Origin of the sequence: Pseudanabaena sp. PCC 7367, assembly GCF_000317065.1 — a bacterium.
In the GTDB taxonomy this organism is placed as follows: Bacteria; Cyanobacteriota; Cyanobacteriia; order Pseudanabaenales; family Pseudanabaenaceae; genus Thalassoporum; species Thalassoporum mexicanum.
Map to the genome: position 1 here is coordinate 4040847 of NC_019701.1, position 13279 is coordinate 4054125.

10 protein-coding genes are annotated in these 13279 nt (G+C 45.9%); 3 read left to right on the top strand and 7 right to left on the bottom strand.

All coding sequences use genetic code 11. The features are described 5' to 3' along the window. Positions 1-21: 21 nt before the first annotated feature. A complete protein-coding gene (locus tag PSE7367_RS16235) occupies positions 22-423 on the bottom strand; it encodes a DUF3082 domain-containing protein (RefSeq protein WP_015166435.1) in 402 nt (133 codons plus the stop codon). Positions 424-730: 307 nt separating this feature from the next. On the opposite strand from PSE7367_RS16235, the gene PSE7367_RS16240 reads away from it, so the two are divergent. Beyond that, positions 731-1411: a class I SAM-dependent methyltransferase gene (locus PSE7367_RS16240; protein ID WP_015166436.1), complete on the top strand. Its 681-nt coding sequence runs from the start codon at positions 731-733 to the stop codon at positions 1409-1411. A gap of 308 nt (positions 1412-1719) precedes the next feature. Beyond that, positions 1720-4161: a phosphoenolpyruvate synthase gene (gene ppsA, locus PSE7367_RS16245; protein WP_015166437.1), complete on the top strand. Its 2442-nt coding sequence runs from the start codon at positions 1720-1722 to the stop codon at positions 4159-4161. 4 nt (positions 4162-4165) lie between these two features. On the opposite strand, the gene menE is transcribed toward ppsA, so the two are convergent. Both menE and PSE7367_RS16255 read right to left on the bottom strand, forming a co-directional pair. Further along, positions 4166-5893 (bottom strand): o-succinylbenzoate--CoA ligase, encoded by a 1728-nt coding sequence (gene menE / locus PSE7367_RS16250; RefSeq protein WP_015166438.1) that lies wholly within the window; start codon positions 5891-5893, stop codon positions 4166-4168. Next, on the bottom strand, positions 5893-6774 hold the full coding sequence (locus PSE7367_RS16255) for a polyphosphate kinase 2 family protein (RefSeq protein WP_015166439.1): 882 nt from the start codon (positions 6772-6774) through the stop codon (positions 5893-5895). Before PSE7367_RS16255 ends, menE begins: the two co-directional genes overlap by 1 nt. 426 nt (positions 6775-7200) lie before the next feature. On the opposite strand from PSE7367_RS16255, the gene PSE7367_RS20670 reads away from it, so the two are divergent. After that, the gene (locus PSE7367_RS20670; protein ID WP_015166440.1) at positions 7201-8223 is read left to right on the top strand and encodes a pentapeptide repeat-containing protein; all 1023 of its coding nucleotides are present in this window, start codon (positions 7201-7203) and stop codon (positions 8221-8223) included. A gap of 197 nt (positions 8224-8420) precedes the next feature. On the opposite strand, the gene PSE7367_RS16265 is transcribed toward PSE7367_RS20670, so the two are convergent. The 4 genes from PSE7367_RS16265 to recG all read right to left on the bottom strand — a co-directional run bounded on the left by PSE7367_RS16265 (position 8421) and on the right by recG (position 13244). Then, the gene (locus tag PSE7367_RS16265; RefSeq protein WP_071881355.1) at positions 8421-9218 is read right to left on the bottom strand and encodes a hypothetical protein; all 798 of its coding nucleotides are present in this window, start codon (positions 9216-9218) and stop codon (positions 8421-8423) included. 382 nt (positions 9219-9600) lie between these two features. Further along, positions 9601-10032 (bottom strand): CoA-binding protein, encoded by a 432-nt coding sequence (locus tag PSE7367_RS16270; protein ID WP_041698564.1) that lies wholly within the window; start codon positions 10030-10032, stop codon positions 9601-9603. 126 nt (positions 10033-10158) lie between these two features. After that, a complete protein-coding gene (locus PSE7367_RS16275; RefSeq protein WP_041698565.1) occupies positions 10159-10593 on the bottom strand; it encodes a hypothetical protein in 435 nt (144 codons plus the stop codon). A 149-nt stretch (positions 10594-10742) separates the two neighbouring features. Next, positions 10743-13244, bottom strand: a complete 2502-nt coding sequence (gene recG, locus PSE7367_RS16280) for an ATP-dependent DNA helicase RecG (protein ID WP_015166443.1) — start codon at positions 13242-13244, stop codon at positions 10743-10745. Positions 13245-13279: the final 35 nt, after the last annotated feature.

Sequence of the window (13279 nt, forward strand, 5' to 3'; positions counted from 1 at the left end):
GCAATGCTGAACATGCAAAAATTAGGACTGCTGTTTTTTACCCCGCTTAATTACTTCTTGAATTGTCAACAGAAATATACCCAATGCTACTACGCCAAAGATCATGGTTGCACCAGTGCCCAGGGCTAATAGAAAAGTTCTGACGGTTGTGCTCACTCGCATCGCCAGGGTATTACTACTGGTGATAGGATTTTGGGCTAATTTCACCGCAACGCTGTTGGTAAAGAAATATAACCCCACGGCGATCGCCCCTGCCATTAATACGCCACTGAGATTTTGAATCACCATACTCATCGTGCTAGGTGGTGCTTTTGGTTTCTCCTGGGCGGTCTTAGTCTTATTTATCACATTTTCTGCTGATGTTGCTTCCTGCTCTAGATCTGATTCAGGGGCAGGAATGGCGGGACTATTTTCTTGACTCATGGGAATTAATCTGGCTCAAAGTTGTAAACTGCGATGTTGATAATCAGATCAATCTACTAGGGCTGTAATTGATTGATCCGGATCTAATCATATTCTAATTTCTAATTCAGTTGCAGTTTGCCCAGATTCTCCGGGTTAGCTATTAGTGTATAATGTTGGATTTCCCAGGATTAGCATGGTGTTGAGGCTTCTTTAGCAATTGAGCCATCGGTAGGAATTAAATTGATGAATTTTGCCATCCACTTGCTATGCACCTGATCTAATTTAAGATATTTGGGTATGCAAATTAGCGGCTAAGGAGATTTAGATGGGACTGAAATTAAAAGATATTGTACCCTGGGGACGATCGCTAGCCGAATATATGCGCATGTTCGACCTCAAGCCAGTTGAGTTGGAGCTGCATATTCTCGATTGTGCCAGTGGGCCAGCTAGTTTTACGGCAGAGATGACCAAAATGGAGCATGATGCGATCGCCTGTGATCCAATCTATAGTTTTTCGGCCTCGGAAATTGCCGATCGGATTGATGAAACCTATGAGGTGATTATTACGGGCGTAAAGGCAAATTTAGATAGTTATGTGTGGGGTGAAATTCAATCTCCCAATGAGCTGGGTCAGGTGCGGATTACTTCGATGCGGAAGTTTTTAGAGGATTATGCAATCGGGCTCAAGGCGGGGCGTTATGTGACTGCTGAGCTGCCAAACCTGCCATTTAGCGATCGGCAATTTGATCTGGCCCTATGCTCGCATTTTTTGTTTAGCTATTCGGAGTTGTTGTCGTTGCAGTTCCACATCGAAGCGATCGAGGAAATGTGTCGGGTAGCTGGCGAAACCCGCATTTTCCCATTGCTGGATATTTCTGGCGAGCCTTCACCCTGGTTGGAACCGACGATCGCGGAGTTGCAAAAGAGGGGAATGAAAACGGAAGTCAAGACGGTGAGTTATGAGTTTCAACCGGGTGGCAACAAAATGCTTCGGGTAAAGATTTAACTTAATACTTAGGTTTAGAGTGGCCAAAAGAACTAGAAGTTAAGCTTTTAAGGTGGGGGCTAAAGGACTAGTTAGTTAAACAAGCCATAAGTTGCGAAAGTGTTAATTAATAACGATCGCAGCATCAAATTAATAAACAAATGTAATAAAAATATCCCAGCCTTAAACACCAGAGTTAAAATTAAGAAGGGTTAACCCGCGCTCCTAAACCTACCAGGATTGTTACTCGGAGGATATGTCTTCTTTGTGTGCGTTCTCAGTTTCAGGGGACTTAAATAATATGCAATCTAAAGAAAAGGAATAGGGTTATGACTACTACCGTAGATCAGTTTGCCACGGCTAATCTTAATAAAGAAACAGCATTAGTGCTTTGGTTTGAACAAGTTGGCATTGCCGATGTGCCCTTGGTAGGTGGCAAGAATGCCTCCCTGGGGGAAATGATTCAAGAACTAACGCCTAAAGGAGTAATTGTTCCCAATGGGTTTGCCACCACCGCCTATGCCTATCGACAATTTATTAGTGAGGCAGGACTGGAAGCTAAGCTAAGAGAACTATTTGCAAATCTAGATGTAGAAGATGTCGAGAACCTGCGATCGGTTGGTCGGCAGGCGCGATCGCTACTGCTAGAGACTCCTTTCCCCGCTGCGCTGGAGACAGAAATTATTGCTGCGTATCACCAGCTTTGCGATCGCTATGGCGCTAACACAGATGTGGCGGTGCGATCGAGTGCCACAGCTGAAGACTTACCCGATGCCAGTTTTGCGGGGCAACAGGAAACCTATTTAAATGTGCATGGAACCAGGGCGGTGCTTAATGCCTGCCATCGTTGCTTTGCTTCAATTTTTACCGATCGGGCTATTTCCTATCGCACCATCAAGGGCTTTGACCATTTTAATGTGGCTCTCTCGGTGGGCGTGCAAAAAATGGTACGTTCCGATCTGGCCGCTTCAGGGGTAATGTTTTCGATCGATACGGAAACTGGATTTAAGAATGCTGCCCTGGTTACGGCTGCCTATGGCCTGGGTGAGAATGTGGTGCAGGGTGCGGTTAATCCAGATGAATATTTTGTGTTTAAACCGACGCTCCAGCAGGGCTTCCAGCCAATTTTGACCAAGCGCTTGGGCACGAAAGAAATCAAAATGGTCTATGACTTGGGCGGCAGCAAGATGACCAAAAATATGTCTGTGCCCGTCAGCGATCGAGTTAAATATGCAATCAACGATGCAGAAATTCTCCAACTAGCCAAATGGGCTTGCATCATTGAAGACCACTATTCCCAGGTGCGCGGCATGTTCACACCGATGGACATTGAATGGGCTAAGGATGGTATTACTGATGAGCTGTTCATTGTTCAGGCGCGGCCAGAAACAGTGCAATCACAAAAATCAGGGAATATTCTCCGCAGCTATCACCTCCAAGCAGAGGGGGAGATTGTAGCGATCGGTCGAGCTGTAGGTGAGATGATTGGTCAGGGTAAAGCGCGAGTCATTTTAGATGTACACCAGGCAGCCCAATTCCAAGCTGGCGAAGTGCTGGTTACCAATCGTACTGATCCAGACTGGGAACCGATCATGAAAAAAGCCAGTGCGATCGTGACCAATCAAGGGGGACGCACCTGTCATGCGGCGATTATTGCCAGGGAAATGGGGATCCCAGCGATCGTTGGCTGTGGGGATGCCACCAGCAAAGTCAGTCCTGGCCAGGAAATCACAGTTTCTTGCGCCGAAGGTGAAGAAGGTCGAATCTATGCTGGTTTGGTTCCTTTCAAGGTGAAAGAAGTAGAGCTAGGCAATCTACCACGCACCCGCACCCAAATTTTGATGAATGTGGGTAATCCAGAGGAAGCCTTTGGTCTGGCCAGTATTCCCTGCGATGGTGTGGGCTTGGCTCGGTTTGAGTTTATTATTGCCAATCATATTAAAGCGCATCCACTGGCTTTATTGCATTATGACGAACTGACTGATGAGGCGGTAAAGCAAGAGATCGCAACCCTCACAGCTCTATATCCCCATAAGCCTGATTTCTTTGTAAATAAGCTGGCTCAAGGAATAGCGATGATCGCAGCGGCCTTTTATCCCAATCCAGTGGTAGTGAGAATGTCTGACTTCAAGAGTAATGAATATGCGAACCTACTGGGAGGGGAGCAATTTGAGCCCAAAGAAGAAAATCCGATGATCGGTTGGCGTGGGGCATCCCGCTATTATGACGATCGCTACCGGGAAGCCTATGCCCTGGAATGTCAGGCACTCAAGCAAGTGCGTAATCAAATGGGTTTGACCAATGTAATCCCGATGATTCCGTTCTGCCGAACTCCCGACGAAGGACGTAAAGTGTTGGCAGAAATGGCTAAGCATGGCCTGGTGCGGGGTGAGAATGATTTGCAAGTATATGTGATGTGTGAGATTCCTAGCAATGTAATTTTAGCCGATCAATTCAGTGAAGTATTTGATGGGTTCTCGATCGGCTCAAATGACCTGACCCAACTCACCCTGGGATTGGATCGGGATTCTTCCCTGGTGGCACATATTTTTGATGAACGGAACCAGGCCGTTAAAGATATGGTGCGGATCGTGATCGAGAAGGCTAAGCGGAACAATCGCAAAATTGGCATTTGTGGTCAGGCTCCCAGTGATTACCCTGAGTTTGCCCGCTTTCTGGTTGAACAGGGTATCAACTCGATCAGTCTTAATCCTGACTCGGTGTTGAAGACGCTACTGGAGATCGCCAAGGTGGAGGGGGTGAGTTCCTAACTATTCATAACCTATCTTTTTGCTCAATTAGTTCTCTAAGTTTCTGCCGATCGATTTTCCCTGAAGCTGTCCGGGGCATTGCTGAGATAATAGCGATCGCCTTGGGCAGCTTATAGCGAGCTAAATTATGGGTCTGGCAGAACTCCCTTAATGTCTCTAAGGTAAGACTGGGCTCAAGCTTGGTATCATTCCCAGCATCATTTACGATCGCCACGGTAACCTGCTGCCCCCATTCTGGACAGTCTGTACCAATTACGCAGAATTCCTTGAACTTTTTAAGTAAAGGATGATTTGCCAGCAATGCTTCAACTTCGGCAGGATAAATATTCTCACCGCCGCTAATAATCAAATCATGACGACGATTGACCACATATAGAAATCCTTCTGAATCCAAACAACCAAGATCACCGGTGGAGAACCAGTCCTGGTCATGTTTTGAGCCAGATTGATCGATTGCTTTTTGAATGGATGGGAATGTCCGTATTGAATTATTTAGGTAACCGATCGTAACGTTCGTCCCCCTGACCTGAATCTGGCCAATCTCGCCTGACGGTAATTCGTAACTAGGCTTACTATTGAAATTACTGTGCTGTTTGCTGATTTCTTCTTGAGGATTAATCGCATCGATCGCTATGATCCGAATTTGATTGCATAGCAACGATCGGCCAGCGGAACCGATTTTAGATTTTGCCTCAGTGGGAGTAAGGGTCGCCACCTGCGAAGCTGCCTCGGTGAGGCCATAGGTAGGAGCGATCGGTAAATCTAACTCTAAACATCTTTGCCATAGTCTTTTATCCACAGGCGCTCCCCCCAGCAGGATTGTCCGCAATTTTTGCCAATGGGAAAGGGAAGACTCAAAAGTAGCATTCGCCATAATTCGCTTCAGCATCGTAGGAACTAATGAAACGATCGTAATAGGCTGATTTGCGATCGCCTCAATTACCTGTTCCTGCTCAAACTTTGGTTGTAAAATCAAGGCGCTGCCATAAATCACACTGCGCCAGACAATTGCCAAGCCCCCCACATGAAACAGGGGCAAACAGACCAGCCAACGATCGCAGTCTGGTTCGATGCCTAAATTAAACGCCGCTGCCGTAGCACTAAAAAAATGATTGCCATAGGTAAGCTGCACCGCCTTCGGTTTTCCGGTTGTACCAGAGGTATAGACGATCGCTTGCACTACCTTAAGATCGATATTTGCATTATGTTCTAGTAGATTAGAATGCTGTAAAGCATAAGTATTTTTGAGTTTAAGATTTTTGTTTTTAGGATTAGACTTGGATTCATAATCGTGGTTCTGATCCGGTTTTGTTGTCAGGTTTAGTGAGTCGATCGCAATCGCTTTTAGATTTACATCCTGATCTAATTGAGAACTTGTGATCACAATCGCTTCTGTCCCCGTTGTTTTATTTAGCTGATCATAAATCAACCAAGAAGAACCGCTGTGCCCTAACTGCCAGCTTATTTCCACGGCGCTCAGACGAGTATTTAAAAAAACTGCGATCGCACCAATCCTGGCCAAAGCATGGATCAAGAATACATATTCCGATCGATTCGCCATCAAAACCGCTACATAATCCCCAGGCTTGATGCCCTGCTTAATTAATAGTCCAGTTAGTTCCGTTACCTGCTCAGCTAATTGAGCATATGTCCATTCCTTTTGCTCGAATACTAAAGCCAGACGATCGCCCCTTTGGATCACCCTTTGGCCTAGCCAATCAGGTACTATCACTATTCCTCACTTTCCAGCATCATTCTGGCCTGGATCAAATGATGGCGGTGATCGTCGCTCATCTTAGGATAATGCAACTTCAGCTTTTCTAACTTCTTCACAATGATTTTTGCCACCACCAAGCGCGTAAACCACTTGTGATCGGCCGGAATAATATGCCAGGGAGCCCATTTGGTGCTGGTGTGGTTAAACACATCTTCATAGGCATCATTGTACTCATCCCAGAATTGGCGTTCCTGCACATCAGCAATATGGAACTTCCAATTTTTTGCGGGGCGATCGATCCGTGCCAAAAATCTCTTCTTTTGTTCCTGTTTCGACAAGTGCAAAAAGAACTTCACTACCACCACGCCATTATTAGTTAAATAGTGCTCAAAGTTATTAATATCCTCAAATCGCTGCTGCCAGATCTTTTGATCTACTAGTTTGGTGGGTAGCTTTTGCTTGCCTAAAATTTCTGGGTGAACCCGTGCGATCAAAACTTCTTCATAGTAAGAACGATTAAAAATCCCAATCCGGCCACGCTCCGGCAGGCACTTCATCGATCGCCACAAAAAAGTATGATCCAGCTCTTCGTCAGAAGGAGCCTTGAAGTTGAAAACCTGGCAGCCTTGCGGATTCACTCCCGACATCACATGCTTAATCGTACTATCCTTACCCGCCGCATCCATTGCCTGGAAAATCAGCAAAACCGCATATTGGTCATGGGCATAAAGCACATCTTGATATTTAGCTAATTGCTTTACTCCGGCATCTAACTGAGCACGAGCAGCTTTTTTATCTTCATAGCCATTGGTAAACCCAGGGTCAAAGTTGCTTAGTTTAACCTTGGCGTTGGGTTTAACTACAAAACTATCGAGGTTGAGTTTTTTAGCTGCCATGATCGAGAAGTTAAATTGACATAAATTCGAGATTAAATAGACTTAAAGAGGCGATCGAGTAAATAAAACAAATTTAGCTTGATCCAGCCAGTGAATGGATAAGTTAGTCTGTGGCCTTCTAAAAGCTTTGCCCAGGCAATCAGGAAGAGGATATATATTTATCTTGTCCTCCCAAAATCTTTGAGTCCTGTAGCTTATTATCGCCTGAGCGCTCAAGGGGTAAAGAATTTTGCAATTATGCTTTAGGGATCTAAGTTTTCTGGGTAAACGATCTAGTACAAACACCTAATATCAGAATTAAGACTATTCGGCTTAAATGGATCTTATCGATAGGAAGAATCCAACCCAATGCTTGAACTAACCCAATATTCAAGATATTCAAGCTTGTCGCTGAACCAGTGGGAATGAATAATTAAGCTCTAAATCATGCCAGATGCCAGACCAAAGTTAGGCACCGATCGCCAAGTTGCCGATCTTCTCTTGCGTACCTATGCGGCAGGAGAGCGAAATTTTGTGGGTTTAAATTTGGGCAAGGTAAATCTCAATCAAGCAAATCTGGTTAATGTGGTGCTGAGCAACGCTTGTTTAGATCATGGCGATCTGGGTAAGGCAAATCTCAATGGTGCATGTTTGCAGGGGATAAGCGCGATCGCTACTTATTTCGGTGGGGCGCAATTAGTTGGTGCAGATTTGGATAATGCCACCATGCCGCGATCGAGCCTCAACAAGGCAAATCTCCGCAACGCCAACCTAGCCGGAGCAAATCTCAATGGTGCTAGTTTAATTGGGGCTGATCTTACTGGTGCTAATTTAGAGGGGGCTTTTTTGGTCAAAACCAATCTTAGCGGTGCGAATCTGGCTGGGGCAAATTTAACCAAGGCGATCGGTTGCGAAGCCTCATTGATCAGAGCCAACCTGAGCAATGCCAATTTGAATTGTGCCAACTTCACCAATGCGAACCTAGAAGAAGCGATCCTGATTGCTGCTTTCCTGCTCCGTGCCAATTTCAGTAATGTCAACTTGACCAGGGCAAGATTGATGGAGGCTAACTTAACCCAAACTAATCTACGTGGTGCTAACACCACTGGAGCCATTTTTAAACCTGAACAGTTGCCACCTCAGCCTGATCACAAGCAAATTCAATTACTTCAAGTGCGATCGAGAAATGGTTTGAATGGTACAAAATCCAATTCCCTTAGCCAACCAATTAATAATAATGGTACAACCGCGCCACAGCCATTAATTGCAAAAACAGCAGCAAGCAGTTCGGCCAAGGAGATCAAAGTCTGCCGAGAACCACCCAAACCAGTGATGCCGCGATCGAAGGGGTGGCAGGTGATCGCCAAGCCCAAAGGCCAAACTAAAACAACACCAAATCCACCAAATCATAAACCCAGACTGCGGGTAAAGACGAAGTTGCAAAGCAAGCCAGCATCAGACTCGAATTAGCGATCGCTATGGTATTACTCTGAACTAATCGCTTCTATTCACTCGGGCAGCGCAAGTTACAGCAGGCTTTAGCACGTGCTGGCGATATAATTGCCGATCAAAGGGGTAAACCGACTGACCGGCCAACTCTGCGCTGGGTATTTCAGTATTTCAGTGTTTAGAGAGAAGAAAATGAACTCACGGCGGCTGAACCAAATCTAATTGTTAGAGCTATCAGCCTCTCTGACTAACTCATCAGCGATCAGCACCGGCTTATTGGTAAGTTCTACTTCGAGTTTACGTTGCAGGTCAAGATCCCAACCAAGTTGGAACTCTTCATTAATTTCAGTCACAATGAAGGGACGCAGTTGCCCACTTACGGCTACAACCTCACCAGAACTAGCCGCATCTTTATTAGTTAGATCGATTACCAGCACAGCTTCTTCGTCGATCAATTCATTCTCTCTGAGCATGAAGGAATTCAGGCTGACGATTCTACCGACCTGTCCTTGTAGGGAAATATCTTGGCCGTAGAACTCAGTTGGGTTATCTGCCACTTCCTCGATCGCAGGGGCGGCATGGATCGAAGAAGCCATAATTACAGGCTTGCCTTCATAGGTTTTGAGGCGATCGATAGTTAAATCCCAATTGATTCTGGTATCAAGGTCGGTTACAAAAAAGCGCTTAACTTCACCTGTCGCCCTTACCGAGATTGTATCATCAGGGAATGCGAAGTTCTCGCCTGTATCATTGATAACTAAAATCTCTTCGCCGCCGAATAGACCATTATCGCTGATAATAAACGAATCAGTGGTAAAGCGTTCCTTGATATCACCTGTAATGGTTATAGTATCATTCAAATATTGATCAAGTTGTGCATTGGTATCTACAGCACTGGCTTCGATCGGCTCTGCTGCCATTGCCGCGCCAACCCTAGGTTTGTTAATCCTTTGACAGCCCATCAATCCTATACTTGCGGCCGTAAATGCTAATACACCAACGCTTAACCTCTTCATTAACTTATTATGACTATGTTGATGATTAGATTGCTTGATTAGATTGTTATTAGTCAAGTAATTCATATTTGTCTATTACCTCTTGATTCTCTTCAGTGCTTCATTTTCTATGAGCTGCCTTGCTTCCTGGTTAAAAACACACAAGAAGGTAGATTGCAAGAAATGTTTGCAACCAAAGCAACTCAGAAGCTAATTCCCCGTTTCAAAGCTATTTACCAGCTTAACCATTTGTTTTTGAACAGCATAGTAAATAAGCAATGGAAATACTTAATTGGAAATTGACAAACATCAATTCCATCCACATTGATTCTATATTAGTATATGTCACCCATATTGTAAAGACAAAGTATTGCTTTTATGTTTCTTAGCTAGATTATGGTATTCAACGATCGCTATACTTCTTAATCCCCAATCGCAAGTATTCGATCTTGATACAAGAATCCATGATTACATTCAATCCGGCGGCGATCGCTCTCTCTGCCGCAGCTTGGTCATAGATATCTAACTGTGCCCAGATAGTTTTAGCGTTAATGGCGATCGCTTGCTCAATAATTTCGGGTAGGAATTCCGATCGACGAAATACATTCACAATATCGATCGGTTTAGGAACTTCCCTTAAGGAGCGATAACATTGCTCGCCATCGATTTCTTTAATAATTGGATTGACGGGATAAACCTTGTAACCTGCTTGCTTCAGGAATCTACCGATCTGATAGCTAGGCCGTGCTGGCTTGGGGGAATAGCCGACCAGAGCGATCGTTTTTGCTTCGGTGAGGATTTGCTGGATTTTCTTATCATCAGGAGTCATACTCATGGCTTGAATAGATAGCATTTTAGGAGCATAACTTAACATAGCAAAAAGGAGAGCGATCGCACCCTCCCATCTCTACACATATAACCACAATTAATCTATAGCCAAACAGAGACCAAACTAGAAAATCTATTGATCGAAACTCGCCTGTTGGAAAGATTGACTAGTTGATTCACAAGCCTGCTTAAGCGCCATGTAGCTAACCGATTGAGGGCTGGCCTGTCTAACCTGAGGGCTGTTGTAGCGCACATAGGTATCGGGGATCGAATTGCCCTGGGCATCAAAGGCTTCCGCACTGGTGATCGCATATTCGCGGGTTTGGCACGAGCCAGTTACTGCCATGATCACACTCACTGCACCGTCTGTCATTTCGCCATTTAGCTTCTGATGTCCTACCGAAAAATCTACTAGTGCCGAAGTTCCTTGCACCTTCTGCGCCATCCCTACCGAGATACTAGCTTGCGGGTTTGTATATACCTCCACCCAAGGAGTTTGGGCGATCGCGGCACCAGAAAAAGGAGCAGCCGCTACTGCTGTGGCTACAACCAGAAGTCTCTTAAGCATGAGAATAATTCCTATTTACTTTTTATTGTTTTGCGTGATGAGTTGATTGACGGGGGCAAAAGCTAAAAAGTTCGACGGAATCTAATGTCCGGCCAAATAGCTTAGATTTTGGTGTGGTGATTGAAGTGCTTAATTAGTAGTTAAAGCAACTAGGTGAAGATCGCTCCCCCTTGCAAGCGTTGGTAGTGATGTTCAAATTCAGTCTTGAGGGCAGGAAAGCTCTCTAAGGTGATATCTTCAGTTAAAATGCTTTCTGCGGCTGCTCTGGCCTCTTGATATAACTGTTGCCTAGTTTCTTCATCGGGGAGGCGATCGTCGATCGAGAATCCCGCATGACCCGATTGTTCTGTTCCTTCGTCTTTTCCTTTACCACGAATTTGGAAATCACGCTCGGCAATAAAAAAGCCATCCTGCGATTGCTCCAATACCTTGAGGCGTTCTTGGGCGGTTTCTGATTTAGAACTACTCATTAGTAAACAATAGGATTGAGCCGCACCACGCCCGACCCGACCCCGCAACTGATGTAACTGAGCAAGCCCGAATCGATCGGCATGTTCAATTAGCATCACCGAGGCATTCGGCACATCCACGCCCACCTCTACCACAGTGGTCGCTACTAGAATATCACTCTGGCGATCGCGGAAGGCATTGATTGCTTCTTCTTTCTCGGCAGAACTCATCTGGCCATGCAACAGACCAACCTTGAAATTGGGGAAGATTGATTTTTGGAGTTTTTCCCGCTCGGCGATCGCTGCTTTCATATCCGCCATTTTTTCTGATTCTTCTACCAAAGGGAAAACAATATATACCTGCCGACCCTGGGCGATCTCCCTTCGCATTAGTTCATAGGCATCGCGTCTTTGTGCACCTTTCAAGAGATTAGTTTGAATGGGCTTACGGCCTGGTGGTAGTTCGTCGATCAGGCTGACTTCTATTTCTGAATTGGTTAAATAGAGGGTACGGGGAATCGGCGTGGCGGTCATGATCAATACATGGGGATCGGTGCCCTTCTGGAGCAGGCGCGATCGCTGGTCACGGCCAAATCGGTGTTGTTCGTCAATTACAGCCAGACCCAGGCGGTGAAAGTTAACTCCATCTTGAATCAGGGCATGGGTACCGATGACCAAGGGTAGCTCTCCAGTTTCCAATTGAGCGAGAATCTGGCGGCGTTTGGCTGCCTTTGTGGAACCGGTTAGCAGTTCTACGGGGAGATTGAGCAAATTAAACCAATCGACAATTTTGCGGTAATGCTGTTCCACCAGGACTTCAGTGGGAGCCATCAATGCGGTTTGGAAGCCGGATTCGATCGCGGTGAGTAAGGCAAATACGGAAACGACTGTTTTCCCAGCACCCACATCCCCCTGCAACAATCGATTCATGGGGGTATTTCGTTGCAGATCGGCGCGGATCTCATTCACACAACGTTGCTGGGCATTGGTCAATTGGAACGGTAAACGCTGCTCAAATTCATCCACCAGCTTACTTTGGGCTATGAAGGGTGAGGCTTGCTGTTGATTGCGGCGATAGAGCGAAACCAGGCGGCGATAGAAATATTTATCGAAGGTCAATCGCTTTACGGCATCATTCAGCGCGTGGCTGTCTGGGGGATAGTGAACCTGGGCGATCGCCTTAGCCAATTTAATTAGTTTATGTTCCTTAATTAGTTTCTCCGGCAATGGATCTTTTATTTGATTAACCACTGGCAAGCATTGCACTACTACGCGGCGAATCAGTTCTGGCGAGATTCCTTCGCTGAGGGGATAGATCGGCACCACCCGCCCGATCGTATGGGATTCAATTCGATCTTGCGAATGCTCCAGGACTTCAATTTCAAAATTATCCAGGGTCAGACCATACTTACTGCGCTTCACTACCCCAGAAGCCGCCACCGTTGCGCCCTTGGGATATTGGCTTTTTTGTTGCTGCTGCCAGCCATAGTTACTGTAGCGGGTGCCAGTCCAGAACCGATTCAGCTTGATTGAGCCAGTGTGATCGCTAACCATCACTTCTACGATCGTTAATTTTTTATTCTTAGGACTGGTAAAACAACTAAATCGGCGAATTGTGCCAATGATCGTAACGGTCTCGCCATCATTAAGGTCTTTGATCTTCACCTGTCGGGCATAGTCAACGTGATCGCGGGGATAATAGTTAAGCATATCCGCGACCGTATGCAGCTCCAATCGGTTCGCCAATCGCTCGGCAATTCTTGGCCCCACTCCTTCCAGGTATTGTAAAGGGGAATCCAATCGCAAATTTTGATTGGGCTTGCGGTAGGCACTGGACTGAGTCGATTTACTTGCTTCCACCTTCAGCGGCGTAGTCTTGGCGATCTTCTCCTTGGCGGGGGGGCGATCGCTGACCAACTCCCGTCGTCGCACATCGTATAAAAAGCGTCGTGTTTCAGCCACCAAATGCTTTCGTTGCGATAACCGCAATTGATCATATTTGCCATATTCACCAGCCAGGGTTTGTGCCCGATCACGATCGGCGCGGTGCCAACTACTCTGCCCTAAACTACTCCCCAAAAAGTCAGCAAACAGATGTTCCCTACCCTGAAGGTTGCCAAACCCCCGCTCTGCTTCCACACTCAGGGCTTGTTGCAGGCGGTTGATATCGATTGGTTTTGATGGCTGGGTTGGTTGCTCCATTATCTAAGATAGGATCTGGTGTAGCAAGAATATTG